Annotated in this window: 19 protein-coding genes; 14 read left to right on the plus strand and 5 right to left on the minus strand. The window is 72.4% G+C overall.

Annotated features, from left to right (window positions below; translation table 11 throughout):
• The first annotated feature begins 47 nt into the window (after window positions 1-47).
• The 4 genes from bioB (at window position 48) to EST54_RS00740 (ending at window position 4,194) form a co-directional block, all read left to right on the plus strand.
• Window positions 48-1,208 carry a biotin synthase BioB gene (bioB, locus tag EST54_RS00725; RefSeq protein ID WP_129243642.1) on the plus strand — a complete coding sequence of 387 codons (1,161 nt, stop codon included), beginning with the start codon at window positions 48-50 and terminating at the stop codon, window positions 1,206-1,208.
• A complete protein-coding gene (locus tag EST54_RS00730; protein WP_129243645.1) occupies window positions 1,201-2,505 on the plus strand; it encodes an adenosylmethionine--8-amino-7-oxononanoate transaminase in 1,305 nt (434 codons plus the stop codon). The genes bioB and EST54_RS00730 overlap by 8 nt, the downstream gene beginning before the upstream one ends.
• 161 nt (window positions 2,506-2,666) lie before the next feature.
• Complete coding sequence (gene bioD / locus EST54_RS00735) at window positions 2,667-3,368, plus strand: dethiobiotin synthase (protein ID WP_129243648.1); 702 nt, start codon at window positions 2,667-2,669, stop codon at window positions 3,366-3,368.
• 154 nt (window positions 3,369-3,522) lie between these two features.
• The gene (locus EST54_RS00740) at window positions 3,523-4,194 is read left to right on the plus strand and encodes a class I SAM-dependent methyltransferase (protein WP_129243651.1); all 672 of its coding nucleotides are present in this window, start codon (window positions 3,523-3,525) and stop codon (window positions 4,192-4,194) included.
• A 30-nt stretch (window positions 4,195-4,224) separates the two neighbouring features.
• On the opposite strand, the gene EST54_RS00745 is transcribed toward EST54_RS00740, so the two are convergent.
• The 3 genes from EST54_RS00745 to EST54_RS00755 all read right to left on the minus strand — a co-directional run bounded on the left by EST54_RS00745 (window position 4,225) and on the right by EST54_RS00755 (window position 5,673).
• Window positions 4,225-4,596 (minus strand): fic family toxin-antitoxin system, toxin component, encoded by a 372-nt coding sequence (locus EST54_RS00745; RefSeq protein WP_129243654.1) that lies wholly within the window; start codon window positions 4,594-4,596, stop codon window positions 4,225-4,227.
• Window positions 4,593-4,865 carry a toxin-antitoxin system HicB family antitoxin gene (locus EST54_RS00750; protein ID WP_129243657.1) on the minus strand — a complete coding sequence of 91 codons (273 nt, stop codon included), beginning with the start codon at window positions 4,863-4,865 and terminating at the stop codon, window positions 4,593-4,595. The genes EST54_RS00745 and EST54_RS00750 overlap by 4 nt, the downstream gene beginning before the upstream one ends.
• 172 nt (window positions 4,866-5,037) lie before the next feature.
• Window positions 5,038-5,673, minus strand: a complete 636-nt coding sequence (locus tag EST54_RS00755) for a CAP domain-containing protein (protein ID WP_244942412.1) — start codon at window positions 5,671-5,673, stop codon at window positions 5,038-5,040.
• Window positions 5,674-6,229: 556 nt separating this feature from the next.
• Here EST54_RS00755 and EST54_RS00760 point away from each other — a divergent pair.
• From EST54_RS00760 to EST54_RS00775, 4 genes are all read left to right on the plus strand, one after another.
• Window positions 6,230-6,655: a GNAT family N-acetyltransferase gene (locus EST54_RS00760; protein ID WP_129243663.1), complete on the plus strand. Its 426-nt coding sequence runs from the start codon at window positions 6,230-6,232 to the stop codon at window positions 6,653-6,655.
• A gap of 256 nt (window positions 6,656-6,911) precedes the next feature.
• Window positions 6,912-8,255: a hemolysin family protein gene (locus EST54_RS00765; protein ID WP_129243666.1), complete on the plus strand. Its 1,344-nt coding sequence runs from the start codon at window positions 6,912-6,914 to the stop codon at window positions 8,253-8,255.
• Complete coding sequence (locus tag EST54_RS00770) at window positions 8,252-9,271, plus strand: hemolysin family protein (RefSeq protein WP_129243669.1); 1,020 nt, start codon at window positions 8,252-8,254, stop codon at window positions 9,269-9,271. Before EST54_RS00765 ends, EST54_RS00770 begins: the two co-directional genes overlap by 4 nt.
• Window positions 9,272-9,391: 120 nt before the next feature.
• Window positions 9,392-10,639 carry an FAD-dependent oxidoreductase gene (locus EST54_RS00775; protein WP_129243672.1) on the plus strand — a complete coding sequence of 416 codons (1,248 nt, stop codon included), beginning with the start codon at window positions 9,392-9,394 and terminating at the stop codon, window positions 10,637-10,639.
• Here the strand turns inward: EST54_RS00775 and EST54_RS00780 are convergent.
• Window positions 10,608-11,231, minus strand: a complete 624-nt coding sequence (locus EST54_RS00780) for a TetR/AcrR family transcriptional regulator (RefSeq protein ID WP_129243674.1) — start codon at window positions 11,229-11,231, stop codon at window positions 10,608-10,610. The two genes, EST54_RS00775 and EST54_RS00780, sit on opposite strands and share 32 nt — an antisense overlap.
• Window positions 11,232-11,355: 124 nt before the next feature.
• On the opposite strand from EST54_RS00780, the gene EST54_RS00785 reads away from it, so the two are divergent.
• The 5 genes from EST54_RS00785 to EST54_RS00800 all read left to right on the plus strand — a co-directional run bounded on the left by EST54_RS00785 (window position 11,356) and on the right by EST54_RS00800 (window position 15,950).
• The gene (locus EST54_RS00785; protein WP_129243676.1) at window positions 11,356-12,126 is read left to right on the plus strand and encodes an SGNH/GDSL hydrolase family protein; all 771 of its coding nucleotides are present in this window, start codon (window positions 11,356-11,358) and stop codon (window positions 12,124-12,126) included.
• A gap of 103 nt (window positions 12,127-12,229) precedes the next feature.
• On the plus strand, window positions 12,230-13,663 hold the full coding sequence (gene purB / locus EST54_RS00790; protein ID WP_129243734.1) for an adenylosuccinate lyase: 1,434 nt from the start codon (window positions 12,230-12,232) through the stop codon (window positions 13,661-13,663).
• A gap of 26 nt (window positions 13,664-13,689) precedes the next feature.
• Window positions 13,690-14,247 carry a G/U mismatch-specific DNA glycosylase gene (mug, locus tag EST54_RS00795; RefSeq protein ID WP_129243680.1) on the plus strand — a complete coding sequence of 186 codons (558 nt, stop codon included), beginning with the start codon at window positions 13,690-13,692 and terminating at the stop codon, window positions 14,245-14,247.
• Window positions 14,248-14,506: 259 nt separating this feature from the next.
• A complete protein-coding gene (locus EST54_RS33970; RefSeq protein ID WP_154074002.1) occupies window positions 14,507-14,671 on the plus strand; it encodes a hypothetical protein in 165 nt (54 codons plus the stop codon).
• 1 nt (window position 14,672) lies between these two features.
• Window positions 14,673-15,950: an MFS transporter gene (locus EST54_RS00800; RefSeq protein WP_129243683.1), complete on the plus strand. Its 1,278-nt coding sequence runs from the start codon at window positions 14,673-14,675 to the stop codon at window positions 15,948-15,950.
• 101 nt (window positions 15,951-16,051) lie between these two features.
• Here the strand turns inward: EST54_RS00800 and EST54_RS00805 are convergent, their stop codons facing one another.
• Entirely contained in the window at window positions 16,052-16,489 is a 438-nt protein-coding gene (locus EST54_RS00805) for a hypothetical protein (RefSeq protein ID WP_129243686.1), read from the minus strand.
• A gap of 242 nt (window positions 16,490-16,731) precedes the next feature.
• On the opposite strand from EST54_RS00805, the gene EST54_RS00810 reads away from it, so the two are divergent.
• The gene (locus EST54_RS00810) at window positions 16,732-17,886 is read left to right on the plus strand and encodes an ROK family transcriptional regulator (RefSeq protein WP_129243688.1); all 1,155 of its coding nucleotides are present in this window, start codon (window positions 16,732-16,734) and stop codon (window positions 17,884-17,886) included.
• The last annotated feature ends 53 nt before the right edge of the window (window positions 17,887-17,939 follow it).

The following is a 17,939-nucleotide window of genomic DNA, read 5'->3' on the forward strand; positions in this document are numbered from 1 at the left end:
GGAATCCTCCTTGGCCGGGGGCGGTGCCGTACGCCAGGATCAACGCCATGGACCTGCTGAGCACACTGGTGGACAAGGGACTGCGGCGCGAGTTGCCGACCCGCGAAGAGGCGCTGGCCGTACTGGCGACCTCCGATGACGAACTGCTCGATGTCGTGGCCGCGGCCGGAAAGGTGCGCCGCCAGTGGTTCGGGCGGCGGGTCAAACTCAACTATCTCGTCAACCTCAAGTCGGGCCTGTGCCCCGAGGACTGCTCGTACTGTTCCCAGCGGCTGGGGTCGAAGGCGGAGATCCTCAAGTACACCTGGCTCAAGCCGGATGACGCGTCCAAGGCGGCCGCGGCAGGGGTCGCCGGCGGCGCCAAGCGGGTCTGTCTGGTGGCCAGCGGCCGCGGCCCCACGGACAAGGACGTGGACCGCGTCTCGGAGACGATCTCCACCATCAAGGAGCAGAACGAGGGTATCGAGGTGTGCGCCTGCCTCGGTCTGCTCTCCGAGGGCCAGGCCGACCGGCTGCACGCGGCGGGCGCCGACGCGTACAACCACAACCTCAACACCTCGGAAGCCACATACGGCGACATCTGCACCACGCACGACTTCTCGGACCGGGTCTCCACCGTCCAGCAGGCCCAGGCGGCCGGAATGTCCGCCTGTTCCGGGCTGATCGCCGGGATGGGGGAGAGCGACGCCGATCTCGTCGATGTGGTCTTCGCGCTGCGCGAGCTGGACCCCGACTCCGTCCCGGTGAACTTCCTGATCCCGTTCGAGGGCACCCCGCTCGGCAAGGAGTGGAACCTCACCCCGCAGCGCGCACTGCGCATTCTGGCGATGGTGCGGTTCGTCTGCCCGGACATCGAGGTACGGCTGGCCGGCGGCCGCGAGGTGCATCTGCGCAGCATGCAGCCGCTGGCGCTGCACCTGGTCAACTCCATCTTCCTCGGCGACTATCTGACCAGCGAGGGCCAGGCCGGCAAGGACGATCTGGCGATGATCGCGGACGCCGGCTTCGAGGTCGAGGGCACGGACACCACGACGCTGCCCGAGCACCGCCGCCCGGGCTGCGGCGGTGCGGACACCGCGGAGTCCGGCTGCTCCGGCGACGACTGCGCGCCCGCCGCCACGATCCCCGCGCCGCCCGAGGAGACCCGCCGCGACCTGGTCTCGGTGCGTCGCCGGGGCGCCGGTACCGAGCTGCCGCCCAATGCCTGAGCCGCTCTCCCCCCGCGAACTGCTGGCGCTCGACCGGCAGCACGTGTGGCATCCGTACGGGCCGATGCCCGGCCGGGCCGCGCCGCTGCTGGTGGAGTCGGCGTCCGGGGTCCGGCTCCGGCTGGCCGAACCGGTCGAGGGCCAGGACGAGTTGGTCGACGGCATGTCGTCGTGGTGGTCGGCGGTGCACGGCTACAACCACCCGGTGCTCAACGACGCCGCGCGCGGCCAGCTGGGGCGGATGAGCCATGTGATGTTCGGCGGGCTCACCCATGAGCCCGCGGTGCGGCTGGCGAAGCGGCTGGTCGACATCACCCCGGAGCCGCTGGAGCATGTCTTCCTCGCCGACTCCGGTTCGGTGTCGGTCGAGGTCGCGGTGAAGATGTGCCTGCAGTACTGGCGCTCGCTCGGCAAGCCGCGCAAACAGCGGCTGTTGACCTGGCGGGGCGGCTACCACGGCGACACCTGGCAGCCGATGTCGGTGTGCGATCCGGACGGCGGGATGCATGAGCTGTGGCAGGGGGTGCTGCCGCGGCAGATCTTCGCGGACGCGCCGCCGGCCGGCTTCGATACCGCGCCGGACGAGGCGTACGCGGCGCAGCTGCACGAGCTGATCGGCCGGCACGCCGAGGAGCTGGCGGCGGTGATCGTGGAGCCGGTGGTGCAGGGCGCCGGCGGGATGTCGTTCCACTCCCCCGGGTATCTGCGGGTGCTGCGGGAGGCCTGCGACGCGCACGACGTGCTGCTCGTCTTCGATGAGATCGCGACCGGCTTCGGCCGTACGGGTGCGCTCTTCGCGGCGGAACATGCGGGCATCGCACCGGATGTGATGTGTCTTGGCAAGGCGCTGACCGGCGGTTATCTGACCCTGGCGGCAACGCTGTGCACGGCGGCCGTCGCGGACGGCATCTCCCGCGGTGCCCTGCCGGTGCTCGCGCACGGCCCGACCTTCATGGGCAATCCGCTCGCCGCGGCGGTCGCCGATGCCTCGATCGAACTGCTGCTGTCCCAGGACTGGGCGCGGGAGGTCAAGCGGATCGAGGCCGGGCTGTGGGAGGGGCTGGCCCCGGCCCGGAGCCAGGCCGGGGTCCGCGAGGTACGGGTCCTGGGCGCGATCGGTGTCGTACAGCTCGATCACGAGGTGGACATGGCGGCCGCGACCCGGGCGGCCGTCCGGGAGGGCGTGTGGCTGCGCCCGTTCCGGGATCTGATCTACACCATGCCGCCGTACATCACCGGCGACGACGATCTGGCGCGCATCTGCGCCGCGGTGTGCGCGGCGGCCCGCGAGGGCTGACGCACGGTCGGCGGTGGCCGGCGGGCCGGGGCGTCCGGCCGGCCACCGTCCGCTGCACCGCCGGCACGCCGCCGCCGTCGCGGCACACATCGGCACTCTTCACCAGGAACCAATCGCGGCCCTCCCCTGGGGGACGGTCCGCGCGGAGTCGGAGGCACACCATGTCAGTGCTGTTCGTGACGGGTACGGGCACGGAGATCGGCAAGACCGTGACCACTGCCGCGATCGCCGCGGCGGCGCTCGCCCAGGGGCGTTCCGTGGCCGTGCTCAAACCGGCCCAGACCGGTGTCACGGCGCACGAGACGGGCGACGCGGCGGAGGTCGGGCGACTGGCCGGCCCGGTCACCACCCTGGAACTCGCCCGCTTTCCGGACCCGTTGGCGCCCGCGACGGCCGCACTGCGGGCCGGTCTGCCCCCGGTGCTCCCCCAGGACATCGCCGAGGCCGCCGCGAAACTGGCCGCCTCACACGACCTGGTGCTGGTCGAGGGCGCGGGCGGGCTGCTCGTCCGCTTCGACGGGGACGGCCACACCCTCGCCGACGCCGCGCGGCTGGCGAAGGCCCCGGTGCTGGTGGTCGCCCAGGCGGGCCTGGGCACCCTCAACGCCACCGCACTGACCGCGCTGGCGCTGCGCTCGTACGGACTCGACTCCCCCGGCGTCGTCATCGGCAGCTGGCCGGCCGCACCCGACCTGGCGGCCCGCTGCAATCTGACGGACCTCCCGGACGCGGCCGGCGCCCCGCTCCTCGGCCTGATCCCGGAGAACTCCGGCGCCCTCACTCCGGACGCCTTCCGCGCCGCGGCTCCCAACTGGCTGGCCCCGGCGCTCGGCGGATCGGACGCGTTCCGAATCCCCTCGTGACGGCCGCGGAAGGCGGAAGACTGACCGGCGGGGCACAGCACCCTCGGCCCGTACGGATGTGCGCACCGCGGACCGGGTGACTCCTGGGGACTCCTTGGCCGCCCGTTGGGGAGACTGACGGCAGGAGCGGGCATCGCCGGCGAAGGGGTCCGTCATGTGGCAGCGCAGGAGAGTTCCGCACGGCACCGTGCATCATCCGGTGTTCGCCCGCTTCTACGCGAGCTGCTGTGGTCCGGCCGTGGATGCGCGGGCGGGGGTGGCCGCGCTCCGCAAGGAACTGCTGGCGGGCGCCACCGGCCGGGTCATCGAGGTCGGCGCCGGCACCGGGCTGAACTTCGCGCACTATCCGGGGACGGTCTCGGAGGTGGTGGCGATCGAGCCGGAGCCCACGCTGCGGGAGGTGGCCCGGTCTGCGGCGGCGCGTGCGGAGATGCCGGTGGATCTGGTGCCGGGGGTGGCGGAGGCGCTGCCGGTCAAGAGCGAAGCGTTCGATACGGCGGTGGCTTCGCTGGTGCTGTGCTCGGTGCGCGAGGTGCCGCGGGCGCTGGCGGAGCTGCGGCGGGTGTTGCGTCCGGGCGGTGAGCTGCGGTTCTTCGAGCACGGGCGGGCCGCGGGCCGGGGGCTGGCGGCGGTGCAGTGGTCGCTGGACCGGACGATCTGGCCGCTGCTGATGGGCGGCTGTCACACCGGCCGGGATCCGCTCGGCGAGGTCCGGGCGGCCGGGTTCGAGGTGGTGCGGGTGCGCCGGCTGACGGTGCCGGAGCACGGGCCGACGCTGCCGACCTCGCCGGCGGTGCTGGGCCTGGCGCGACGGCCCGCCGACTGAGCGGCCGCGCGGCCGAAGCGACCAGGGCGGTCAGACGGTCCAGGCGCGCAGCGCGTCCGCGATGGCGCAGACGTCGGCCGTACCGTCCTTGACGAGGCGGGCGAGGTCGCGGACCTGCTCCGGGGAGGTGGCGATCTTCAGTCCGCTGGCGACGAGATAGCCGTAGGCGACAGCGGTCGCGAACATCGCATTCGACCCCTCCAACGCCGGTACGCGAAGCAGGAGTTGGAGCAGCGCGGCGGCACGGTCCTGGGCGTCGGCGTAGACGGGCACACCGAATATCTCGGCTTCGTGGCGGCTGACGGCGGCCACCAGGGCGCCCCAGTCGGTGACCTGGGGGTCTCCGGGGGTGTGCTGTTCGGCGATCAGAAGGAGCCAGGCGAGGTCGATACGCAGTGTCACGTCGTGCCCGACAGTCCTTCGCGCGGGACGGGGGGCGTGGCGTCCGGCGCCTCGCGTGGTTCCCGGCCGAATTCCTCGGCGAAGACACGCTCGTACTGCTTCATGAAGTCGGAGGCCGCTTCCACGAAGGTCTGGCCGACCTCGCCGGCGTCCTTCAGAACGAGTTCCTCGATGTAGCGGTTCATGCTCACCCCCCGCTGCAGAGCGCGCTCCCGCGCCGCTTCGGCAGTGGCCTCGTCCACCCGGACGTTCAACTGTGTCTTCGCCACCCCTCCAAGCTAGCGCGCAGGTGCTAGCAGCGGCAAGGAGGAGCGCGGCGGCGGACCCGGCGCGTGGTGCCGCGCGCCGGGCCGGGGGCCGGGTGCCGGGGCCCGGGGCCGCGCGCGGCGGCATCCGGACGGCGCGGCACCCGGCGGACGGCCCGGCGCCCTGCGCTCGGCCTTACTTGTAGCCGAAGTCCTGGGTCCAGTACGCCCGGAGCTTTCCGCCCAGGGCGACACCTATACCGGTGGCCTTCGAGTGGCAGGCAAGGATGTTGGCGCGGTGGCCGGGGCTGTGCATCCAGGCGTCGAAGGCTCCCTTCGGCGTGGTCGGCCAGGCATCGATGTTCTCCGCCGAGGTGTCGTGGTAGCCCTGTGCCTCCATGCGTTCCTTGGGGCCCTTGCCGTTGGGGGCGGTGTGCGCATAGAAGCCGTGCGCGGCCATGTCCTGACTGTGCAGCCGGGCCGCCTTGTCCAGGCGGGGGTCGCGGTGCAGGGGCGCACAACCGTGCTCGGTCCGCGCCTTGTTGACCAGCCGGTTGATTTCCGCCTCGTAGCGCTCGACCTTGCCGGCGGCCTGCCGGGAGGCGGTCGGCGTGCCGGCCGGAGCGGACGGCCGGGCGCTCGGGGCGGCCGTGGGTGAGGCGGTGTGCGCGGACGGCGGGAAGGCCTCACCCGCCTTCGCGTTGTCCTGGGAGTTGAACACCGCCAGCGATCCGGCGACAACGCCCACCGAGGCGACGAGGCCGATCGGGATCATCCTGACCCTGCGCCGGTGCGCACCGCGCGCCTCACGCTTCGGCGAGGTAAATTTCACGTTCAATTAAATCGTCTCCATGGGGGATACCCGGAAGAGGAGGCTCAGAAGCCTGAAAAGCCCTGCCCACTACCCATAGGCATGGCCGGTGAACCGAACCGCCTTTCCGAGAGCAGAGCCACCGTAACAAAGCAATCGGCAATCGATTCCGCGAATGACGAGCCACCCACGGCCCGCCATGGGCGTAATAGGCAACATGCCCGTTTTTCTCCGACCTTTAAAAGCAAGACCTCCCTTTCACCCGTCTCACAGCGCGCCGCCAGGGCCCTGAAGTGCACCTTCTCTCGAACTGGTGCGACGACAGCAGGTACGATCGACCCGCCTTGCTGGAAAAGTCGTCAATAAAGCTTCCGGAAAGTCGCCCGCACAGGCGCCGGATTTCCATGAGCCGATGCCCCTTTCCGGAGAAATACCCGGGACGTCGCTCGCGTTTCCCCCGACAGGGAAAGGAGAATTCGGGCCAGCCACAGAAAATATACGGCTGCACGGAGACGGCGGACCCGCGGCGCCCGAAAAGGCTTCGACACCGCACATCCCCCGGTGATGGGATCCGGTCATGAATGATCTACACGTCCGGGCCGGGACGCCGGCCGATCTCGATGCCGTACTGGCCTTCTGGAAGGACGCCGCGGAGGGGACCAGCATCAGCGATGACGGCGATGGCGTGGCACGGTTGGTTGCCCGCGACCCCGAGTCGCTCCTGCTGGCCGAACTGGACGGCACATTGGTGGGCACGGTGATCGCCGGCTTCGACGGCTGGCGCTGTCACCTCTACCGGCTGGCCGTGCACCCCGCGTACCGCAGGCAGGGCATCGGCGGCACGCTGCTGGCGACCGCCGAGGAACGGTTCCGCGCACTGGGCGGGAGGCGCGGTGACGCGATGGTGCTGGACCGCAACGAGTCGGCGCACCATGCCTGGCGCGCGGCGGGGTACGCCCCCGAGCCGCAGTGGAGCCGCTGGGTCAAGCACCTCGTCGACTGACGCACACGACTGACCACGCGTAGGCGACCGACCGCACCCGCCGACGAACGAGGAGGGCTCACCCCGGGGGACCCGCACCCGGGGGCGGGCCACCCCCTCCCTCGCGACTTTGCTGATCCTTTACCATGGAGGCTCCACCGACCCGGCGAAAGGTGTGTGAGCGTCCAGCCATGGGCGAACCTCCCAGTTGTCGAGCTACCTCCCGACATAGCGCGAACCTCCCGATCCTGCTCGATCATGGGACGGAGGTGACTCGATGACCGACCTGCTCTCTCTGGGCGTGGCGCTCCTCCTGACCCTGGCCTGCGGAGTCTTCGTCGCGGCCGAGTTCTCGCTGACGACCGTCGAGCGCAGCGACCTCGAACGCGCCGTCGAGCGCGGCGAGCGGGGCGCGGACAGTGCCCTGAAGGCCGTCCGCAGCCTCACCTTCCAGCTCTCCGGGGCCCAGCTCGGTATCACCGTCACCGGACTGGTCATCGGCATGCTGTCCAAGAGCGCCATCGCCACCTTGCTGGCCGGACCGCTGGACGCGATGGGCCTGCCGCGCTCGGCGGCGGACTCGCTGGCTCTGGTCCTCGGCACGGCGATCTCCACGGTCGTCCTGATGGTCGTCGGCGAGCTGGTCCCGAAGAACTGGGCCATCTCCAGCCCGCTGCCCATCGCGAGGCGCGTCGCCACCGCGCAGCGCGGCTTCAGCGCCCTCTTCCGGCCGCTGATCCGACACCTCAACAACGCCGCGAACCGCACGGTCCGCCGGATGGGCCTGGAGCCCGCCGAGGAGCTGGCCTCCGCGCGCGGCCCGCAGGAGCTGGTGGCGCTGGCCCGGCACTCCGCCGAGGAGGGCGCGCTGGAGGCCGACACAGCCGAGCTGTTCGTCCGTACCCTCAATCTCGCCGATCTGACCGCGGAGAACGTCATGACCCCGCGGGTGCAGGTGATGGCGCTGGACGTGCACTCCACAGCGGAGGACGTGGCCAACGCGACCCGGGCGAGCGGGCTGTCCCGCTTCCCGGTCTACCGCGGCAGCCTGGACAGCGTCGTCGGGGTGGCGCACATCAAGGACGTGCTGACCATCCCGGCCGACCGCCGCCCCCGCCATCCGGTCTCCGAGCTGGTGCGCGAGCCGCTGCTCGTCCCCACGACGCTGACCGTGGACCGGCTGCTCGACCGGCTCTCCGGCAAGCGCACGATGGCCGTGGTCATCGACGAATACGGCGGCACGGCCGGCGTGGCGACGCTGGAGGACATCGTCGAGGAAGTCGTCGGCGAGGTCCGCGACGAGCACGATCCGATGGAGACCCCCGACCTGGCGCCGGCCGGTGCCGACGCCGACGGCCGCCCGCTCTATCAGGCCGACGGCGCCGCCCGCACCGACCAGCTGGAGCGGATCGGCCTGCGGCTGCCGGAAGGGCCGTACGAGACCCTCGCCGGCCTGATCGCCAGTGAACTGGGCCGGATACCCGTGGCCGGCGACGGCCTGGAGGTTGCCGGCTGGTCGATGGATGTGCTCGACGCCACCGGCCATCGCGCCGCGCGGGTGCTGCTGCACGCCCCGCTGCCCGGCAGCTCCGACGAGCGCGGGACGGAGGCCGGCCGATGACCCTGGTGCAGTTGTTCGTGGGCCTGCTGACGCTGGTCGTCAACGCCTTCTTCGTGGGCGCCGAGTTCGCGCTGATCTCGGTGCGCCGCAGCCAGATCCAGCCGTTCGCCGAGCGCGGGGACCGCCGGGCGGCCAGCGTGCTGTGGGGGTTGCAGCACGTCTCGGCCCTGATGGCGGCCGCCCAGTTGGGCATCACCCTGTGCACGCTGGTGCTGGGTGTGGTCGCCGAGCCGGCCATCGCCCACCTCCTGGAGCCGGTGTTCCACGCGGTCGGGATCCCGTCCGCGCTGAACCAGCCGATCGCGTTCGTGATCGCGCTGTCGCTGGCCACCTACCTGCACATGCTCTTCGGCGAGATGGTGCCGAAGAACGTCGCCCTGGCCGAGCCGGTGCGCAGTGCGCTGCTGCTGGGGCCGCCGCTGGTCGCGCTGACCCGGGCGCTGCGCCCGGCGATCTTTGCGATCAACGCGCTCGCCAACGGTCTGCTCGCGCTGCTGCGGGTGGAGACCAGGGACGAGGTGGCCGCGACGTTCTCGCACGCCCAGCTCGCGAAGATGGTCGAGGACTCCCGGGCTGCCGGACTGCTCGACGAACGGGCGCAGGAGCGGCTGCGGGACGCCCTGGAGCTGGGCCGCCGCCCGGTGCGGGACGTGGTGCTGCCGGCCGACAAGGTCGTCTCCGCGCGGATGGGGATCACCCCCGAGGAGCTGGAGCAATTGGCCGCCGATTCCGGCTTCTCCCGCTTCCCCGTCGTCGACGACACCCGCCGCATTCTCGGCTATCTGCACGTCAAGGACGCCCTGGACGCCACCCCCCGCCGGCTGCCCTTCCCGGTGTCGGCGCTGCGCCCGATCGCCCGCGTCAAGGCGGCGACGCCGCTGGACGACGTGCTGACGGCGATGCGCGGATCCCGTACGCATCTGGCCGCCGTGATCGGTGACGAGGGCCGGCTGGCCGGGCTGGTGACGATGGAGGACGTGCTCCGGGAGCTGGTGCTGCAACAGCCCACGGCCTGACCCGCGGGGGCGCCTCATCGCCTCTCTGACCGATCGGTTAGATTGCTGACCGATCGGTCAGACGCTGCTGTGCCGGCGCCGGCCGTCATCGCATCCGTACGCGACGAGGGGGGCAAGGGCATGGACCGCACATCGTGCTGCATAGCGGGCGGCGGACCGGCAGGAATGATGCTCGGACTGCTGCTGGCGAGGGCAGGCGTCGAGGTGACCGTGCTGGAGAAGCACGGCGACTTCCTGCGCGACTTCCGGGGGGACACCGTCCATCCGTCGACCCTGCGGCTGCTGGACGAACTCGGCCTCGGCGAGGCGTTCGCGCGGCTGCCGTTCGCCAAGATCCGGGAGATGCGGGCGCAGATCGGCGACACCACGGTCGTGCTGGGCGACCTGCGCCATCTCCCCGGCCGGCACAAATACATCGCGATGGTGCCGCAGTGGGACTTCCTCGACCTGCTCGCGCGCGCGGCGGCCGAGGAGCCGCACTTCACCCTGCGGATGCACACCAGGGTCACGGGGCTGCGCACCACGGACGGCCGGGTGACGGGAGTGCGGTTCGTCGACGAGCACGGCGCGCCCGGCGAACTGGCCGCGGCGCTGACGGTCGCCTGCGACGGCCGGGATTCCATGGTGCGTGCCGCGGCCGGGCTCCGTCAGCGGCAGTTCGAGGTGCCGATGGACGTCTGGCAGGTGCGGGTCGACGGACCGGTCGACGACCTCAAGGACGGCCGGGTCTTCGCACGGTTCGGCGGCGGGCAGGCCGCGGTCACCATGGACCGCGGCACGTACTACCAGACCTCCTATCTCATCGGGAAGGGCCGGGACGCGGAGCTGCGCCGCCACGACATCCAGTGGCTGCGGGACCGTCTCGGCGCCCTGTTCGACTGGGACGACCGGGTGACCGGCGCCATCGCCTCCTGGGACGACGTCAAGCTGCTGGAGGTCACGTTCGGCCGGCTCAGCCGCTGGTACCGCCCCGGCCTGCTGTGCCTCGGCGACGCGGCGCACACCATGTCGCCGGTCGGCGGGGTGGGGGTCAATCTGGCGTTGCAGGACGCGGTCGCCGCGGCCCGGATCCTGGCGGGACCACTGCTCCGTGGCGTGCCCGGCGTGGCCGATCTGGCGCGGGTACAGAAGCGGCGGCAACTGCCGGTGGCGGTGGTGCAGAAGACCCAGCAGGCCGAGCACACGATGATCCGGGCAGCCCTGGACGGCACGCTCGACGGCGACCGGCTGCCGGTGCCGATGCGGCTGCTGCGGCGGGTGCCGCCCCTGCGGACGGTGACCGGCTATCTGGGCGGGATCGGCGTCCGCCCCGAGCGCGCCCCCGACTTCGCCCGGGTCAGGCCCGGCGCTCGACCGCGTCGAGGGTGAACTTCTCCACCTCGGCGGCCGCGGCGTCCAGGTCGTACTCCGGGTGCGCCAGCCAGTGCGCGATCACCCCGTCGATCGCTCCGCCGATCGCCAGGGCGATCGTCTGCGCGTCGAACTCCCGGAAGACGCCCGCCTGCTGACCCTCCGTCAGGAGATCGGCAAGGGCCTGCCAACGGCCGTGGGTGTCATGCGAGCCCGGCGTCTTGAGCCGGGTGCCTCCGGCGTCGTCGAGCAGCATCTCGGTGATCACCCGCACGTGTCGGCGGTTGGCCTGCTGGTAGCCGATCATCGCGCGTACATAGGCGACGAGCGCGTCCCGCGGGCCGGCCGCCCGGGCCAGCCGCTCGGTGACGTGGGCGCTGAAGTCCGCCAATACGTGCTCCAGCGCGGCCCGGGTCAGGTTGTCCTTCGAGGAGAAGTGGTAGAGCACCGCGGCCTTGGACAGCCCGGCCCGCTCGGCGATCGCCGACAGCGAGGTCGAGGGATGGCCGCGGGTGGAGATCAGGTCGATGGTGGCGTCGATGAGCTGCCGGCGGCGGGCCCGTTCGGTGAACGTCGGCTCGTCGGGGCCCTCGCCGCGGCGGGGAGTCATCGCGCTGCCACCTGCCTCTTTCTCACCGTTCGAACGACAACAGACCGTACACCGCGGGCGCCGGACCGCCCTCGCGGGACCGGGCCATACCGAGCGGTACGGCGGGCGGTAGGATCACCGCGCCATGGAGATGAATGCCCGTTACACCAGTTTCGTCGCGGTCGGCGACAGCTTCACCGAAGGCATGTCGGACGGCCTGCCGGACGGCTCGTACCGCGGCTGGGCCGATCTGCTCGCCGCCCGGCTGGCGGCCTCCTCGCCCGGCTTCCGCTACGCCAATCTCGCGGTCCGCGGCAAGCTCATCGGGCAGATCGCCGACGAGCAGTGCGGGCCGGCCGCCGCCATGGGCGCCGACCTGGTGACGCTGGTGGGCGGGCTCAATGACGTCCTGCGGCCGCGCTGCGAGGTGGCGCGGGTCTGCGCGCGGTTCGAGGAGGCCGCGGCAGTGCTGGCGAGGGGCGGCGGACAGCTGGTGCTGATGCGCAGCCCCGGCCGGCAGGGCCCCGTGCTGGAGCGCTTCCGGCCGCGCATGGAGCAGCTGTTCGCGCACCTCGACGAGGTGGCCGCGCGGCACGGCGCGGTCGTCGTGGACCTGTACGCCTCGCGGGCACTCGCCGATCCGCGGCTGTGGGCCGACGACCGGCTGCATCTGAACGCCGAGGGGCACCGCCGGGTGGCGGAGGCCGTGTGGCAGGCGATCGGGCTGACCGCGGAGGAGGACTGGGACGCGCCGCTGCCGTCCGCCGCACCGCCGGGCTGGCGCGCGCGGCGCACCGCGGATCTGCGGTTCGCACGTGAGCACCTGGTGCCGTGGCTGGGCCGGCGGCTCACCGGCCGGTCCTCCGGCGACGGCCGGCCGGCCAAGCGGCCCGAGCTGCTGCCGTACGAGGGCTGAAGCGCCCCGGCCGGCGCCCGCCCGTCGGCTTGGAGGAAAGCACAGCCGGGACCGGGGCGTCGACCTGCGTAAACCGCCACTAGACTCTGACCACGTGACTGCTGTGTCTGCGAAGCCTCGCATCCCCAATGTCCTGGCCGGCCGCTACGCCTCCGCGGAGCTGGCCGTGCTGTGGTCCCCCGAGTACAAGGTCAAGCTGGAGCGCAAGCTGTGGCTCGCCGTGCTGCGTGCGCAGAAGGACCTGGGGGTGGAGGTCCCCGAGCAGGCGCTGGCCGACTACGAGCGCGTCCTGGAGACCGTCGACCTGGCCTCCATCGCCGAGCGCGAGAAGGTCACCCGGCACGACGTCAAGGCGCGCATCGAGGAGTTCAACGCCCTCGCCGGTCATGAGCAGGTCCACAAGGGCATGACCTCCCGGGACCTGACCGAGAACGTTGAGCAGCTCCAGGTGCGGCTCTCGCTGGAGCTGATGCGGGACCGTACGGTTGCCGTGCTGGCGCGCCTGGGCTCGCTGGCCGCGCAGCACGCCGAGCTGGTGATGGCCGGCCGCTCGCACAATGTCGCCGCCCAGTCCACGACGCTCGGCAAGCGCTTCGCAACCGCGGCGGACGAACTGCTGGTCGCGTACGGCCGGCTGGACGACCTGCTCTCCCGCTACCCGCTGCGCGGCATCAAGGGCCCGGTCGGCACCGCCCAGGACATGCTCGACCTGCTGGGCGGCGACGCGGCCAAGCTCGCCGACCTGGAGCGGCGGATCGCCGCGCACCTCGGCTTCGGGCAGGCCTTCACCTCCGTCGGCCAGGTCTACCCGCGCTCGCTGGACTACGACGTGGTCACCGCGCTGGTGCAGCTGGCCGCCGCCCCCTCGTCGCTCGCCAAGACGATCCGGCTGATGGCCGGGCACGAGCTGGTGACCGAGGGCTTCAAGCCCGGCCAGGTCGGCTCCTCGGCGATGCCGCACAAGATGAACACCCGCTCCTGCGAGCGCGTCAACGGCCTGATGGTGATCCTGCGCGGCTACGCCTCGATGGCCGGTGAGCTCTCCGGCGACCAGTGGAACGAGGGCGATGTGTCCTGCTCCGTGGTGCGCCGGGTCGCGCTGCCGGACTCGTTCTTCGCGCTCGACGGTCTGCTGGAGACCTTCCTGACCGTGCTCGACGAGTTCGGCGCCTTCCCCGCCGTCGTCGCCCGCGAGCTGGACCGCTATCTGCCGTTCCTCGCCACGACCAAGGTGCTGATGGCGTCCGTGCGGGCCGGTGTGGGCCGCGAGGAGGCACACGAGGCGATCAAGGAGAACGCGGTCGCGTCGGCGCTGGCCATGCGGGAGCAGGGCGTCGAGCGCAACGAGCTGCTGGACAAGCTGGCCGCGGACACCCGGATCCCGCTGGACAAGGCCCAGTTGGACGCCCTGATGGCGGACAAGCTCTCCTTCACCGGCGCCGCGGCCGACCAGGTGACGTCGGTCGTCGCCCGGATCGAGGAGATCGCCAAGCAGCTCCCGGAGGCCGCCGCGTACACCCCGGGCTCCATCCTCTGACGCGACTGCCCTCCGACGCGACTGCCGTGCGCTTCACTCCCGAAGAGCTGGAAGCCGCTCGCGACCGCCTCGTCCCGGACGTGGCCGCGAGCGGCTTGCGCGTGCTCTTCTGCGGAATCAACCCCGGGCTGATGACGGCGGCCACCGGCCACCACTTCGCCCGGCCCGGGAACCGCTTCTGGCCCGCCCTGCACGCCGCCGGCTTCACCCCGCGCCGACTGCGGCCCGACGAGCAGGAAGAGCTGCTCGCACACGGCCTCGGCATCACCAATGTCGTGGCCCGGGCGACCGCCAAGGCGGACGAACTGAGCACGGAGGAGTACCGCGAGGGCGGCCGGCTGCTGGCCGCGAAGGTGGCCAGGCTGCGGCCCCGCTGGCTCGCGGTCGCCGGGGTCACCGCGTATCGCCTCGCGTTCGACGACAAGCGGGCCGCGATCGGGCCGCAGCAGCGCACGCTGGGCGACACCCGCATCTGGGCGCTGCCCAACCCGAGCGGGCTGAACGCCCATTGGACGCCGACGGCGCTGGCCGAGGAGTTCGGACGGCTGCGCGCCGCGGCGTTCGCGACGGACGACGACGGGTGAGACGCCGGGGGCGAGTGCTGCCGGGCCTGGGGGTTCCGGGGCGCTGGCCAGGATTCCGGGGCTCCGGCCGGGGATTCCGGAGCTCCGGCCGGGGGTTCCGCGGGGTCGGGTGCCCGGACGGCGGTGCCCACCGTGCCGGCGGCACCGCCCGCTCGGCCGCTGTTCCGCACCACGTCACCCGATAGCCGTGTACATGCCGCGGTGACGGTTCTACGCTGTCGCCGCCCGCGCACCCCTCCCCTCCCATACGGAGGCTTTTGTGCCTGCTCCGTCCCCCTCGGCTTCCCCCACCTCCCCCGCTTCCCCCACGTCCCGCTCCTCCGCCTCCTTCCCGCGCATCCGCCGCTCGCGCCGCCGCAGGGGCGGTGCGCTCGCCGAAGCGTTCGGCCTCGCCGCCGCCGACCTCGGCACCTGGGCGAGCTGACGTGTATCTCACCGACCGGCCGACCGCTGCCACCACTCCGCCGGATGACCGGCGCCCCGCTCCGGGCCGGCGCTCCCTGGCCGCCCTGCCGTCCACCGTGCTCGTCCTGGGCACCGTAAGCCTGATCACCGATGTCTCCTCGGAAATGATCACGGCCGTTCTCCCGCTGTACCTCGTCACCGAACTCGGGCTGTCCCCTTTGGGGTTCGGTGTGCTGGACGGGGTCTACAACGGGGTGAGCGCGCTGGTCCGGCTGGTGGGTGGCCGGTTGTCGGACCGGGGCGAGGGCGGCGGTCACAAGACCGTGGCCGCGGTGGGGTACGGGCTCTCCGCCCTCTGCAAGCCGTTGTTGCTGATGGTGCACTCGCTGCCGTGGATCGGTGCGGTGCTGGCCGTGGACCGTACCGGCAAGGGGCTGCGGACCGCCCCACGGGACGCGATGATCTCGCTGGCGGCCGAACCGGCCACCCGCGGGCGGGCGTTCGGCGTGCACCGGGCGATGGACACCGCGGGCGCACTGTGCGGTCCGCTGGTGGCGTTCCTGCTGCTGAGGGCGGCCGCGGAGGGCTATGACGCGGTGTTCACGGTCAGCTTCTGCATCGCCGTACTGGGCGTGGTCGTGCTCCTGCTCTTCGTCCCGGGCCGCGCCCGGGACGCCGCTCCGCCTACCGCCGAACCGGCCCCGGCCCGGCCGCGGATGCCGGTGCGCGCGCTCCTGGGGCGGCCGGAGGTACGCCGGCTGACGGGGTGTGCGGTGCTGCTGGGGCTGACCACCGTCAGCGACTCCTTCCTCTATCTGACGCTGCAGCGGCGGCTGGATCTGCCGGCGGGGTGGTTTCCGCTGCTCCCGCTGGGCACGGCCGCGGCATTCCTGCTGCTGGCCGTTCCCCTGGGGGCGATCGCCGACCGGCTCGGCCGCCGGAGGCTGTTCCTGGCCGGGCATCTGGCGCTGCTGGGCGCCTACGGTCTGCTCGTGGCCCCGCTCACCGGCGGCCCGCTGCTGGTCTGTGCCGTGCTCGTCCTGCACGGTGCCTTCTATGCAGCTACCGACGGGGTGCTGGCGGCCGCGACCGCCGACGCCGTGCCGGAGGAGGTCCGCGGCAGCGGTCTGGCTGTGGTGCAGACCGGCCAGACCGCCGCGCGCTTCGTCTGCTCGCTCGCCTTCGGCGCCGCCTGGACCGCCTGGGGCGACCGCACCGCCGTACTGGCGGCCGCCGTCGGCCTCGCCCTCGCCGCGGCCCTCAGCGCCCGCCTGCTGCACCGCGCCGCCCCGGCGTGACCGTACCGGCGTGAGCCGTCCCCGGAGGGGGCGGTGAGGCGCCGACCTGCCCCCTCGGACACACCCCTGCTCCCCTGCTCCCCTGCTCCCCTGCTCCCCGCCTACGCCACCCGCTCGTCCCCTACCGCCACCAGCAGCTGGAAGGGGAGTTCGGCCTGGCCCTGCCCCACCCCTACTCCTATCCACCGGCCCGCCACCCGCCAGCCGTGCATCCGCGGGACGTAACCGCAGAGCGTGTCCAGCGGCGGACGGACCGGCAGGCCCTGCGCGAGCCGCTCCAAATGCGGGGTGAGATCGAGAACTTCGGGCGGACCCCACCGTAAGGACAGCGCCTGCACCAGCGCCGTCAGATCGTCCTCGAATTCCTCCTCGGCCTCGGCCACCTCGGCGGGGTCCGCGTCCCAGAAATCCTGGCCGACCCGTAGCCCGGCTATGTGAAAGCCCGGGCCGCTCTCGACCGTGCCGGACCGGACCGGCTCGGCCGGGAACGCCCGCAGCCGCAGTCGGTCGATGGCGGTCAGCTGCTCGTCCATGGTCATGCCGTCAGTAAACCTCCCGGGTCTGACAATTGACCCACCCGGTGCGGGCACGGGTCGCGGCGGTGCAGACGGGCCCGGCACCGCGGCGCCGGGGAGCGGGGGGATCGGCACCCGGGGCGGGAACGCCGCGTGCGGGTCCATGGCCGCCCTCGCCGACCACCGGCCGCCCGCCTCTCCGTGGCTCGCCGCGCACCCTCTGACCGGCTACGATCCGCCCCACACGGCAAGCGAGGGAGACGGACGTGGGGCGGCTCACCGGCGGGGATCCGTCCCTGCTGCGACGGATCAACTCCACGGTGGTGCTGCATGCGCTGCGCGCCGCGGACGCCCCCACGCTCACCGATCTCGTCCAGGTCACGGGCCTGTCCCGGCCCACGGTCGAGGGCGTCGTGGAGGGGCTCATCGAGGCCGGTCTGGTGGCCGAGGCGGCCGCCGGGGAGGGTGCGCGCCGCCAGGGACGGCCCGCCCGGCGATTCCGGTTCCGTACGGAGGCCGGTCATCTGCTGGGGATCGAAATCGGCCCGCACCGCATCGCGGCACTGCTGTCCGATCTGAGCGGGCGGGTGCTGGACAGCGCGCAACGGCCCGTGGCGGAGGCCGCACCGGCCGAGGAGCGGCTGGAGCGGGTCCGTGCCGTGGTGGCCGATCTGCTGCGCCGCTCGGGCGTGCCCCGCAGTGCGCTGCGCGCCGTCGGGGTGGCCGGCCCGGGCATCGTGGAGGCGGACGGCACCGTACGCCTGAGCACCGCCCTGCCGGGCTGGACGGGTCTGCGGCTCGGTGAGCGGCTGCGGCGGTCCTTCCGCTGCCCCGTACTGGTCGAGAACGATGCGAACGCCGCCGCGGTGGCCGAGCACTGGCAGGGCGCGGCGACCGGCTCCGATGACATCGTTTTCGTGCTGGCGGGGCTCAGCCCAGGGGCCGGTTCGTTGATCGGTGGGCGGCTGCACCGTGGCTTCGGCGGGGCCGCCGGGGAGATCGGCGCGCTGCATCTGCTCGGCCGCGAGGCAACGCCGGAGAAGCTGCTGTCGACGACCGGAACGCCGCTGCACCCCCTCGACGAGGCACAGGTCGCGGCGGTCTTCGCGGCGGCACGGGAGGGCGCGGCGCAGGCCCGGGAAGCGGTGGACCGTTTCCTCCAGCGGCTGGTGCACGACGTCGCGGCGCTGGTGCTGGCGCTCGACCCGGAGCTGGTGGTGATCGGCGGCTGGGCGGCGGGGCTGGACGGTGTACTGGAGCCGCTGCGCGGGGAGTTGGCGCGCTACTGTCTGCGCCCTCCGCAGGTCGTCCTGTCACAGCTGGGCGAGGCGGCCATCGCCACCGGGGCACTGCGGCTCGCGCTCGACCATGTGGAGGGCGAACTCTTTGCGGTGGAGGGGGCGGTGACGAGCCGCCAGTGAATGGGCGGTCGGAGGTGACGAGCCGTCAGTGACGATCCCCCCCACCCCCGAAC

This window comes from Streptomyces sioyaensis, assembly GCF_004122735.1.
Lineage (GTDB): Bacteria > Actinomycetota > Actinomycetes > Streptomycetales > Streptomycetaceae > Streptomyces > Streptomyces sioyaensis.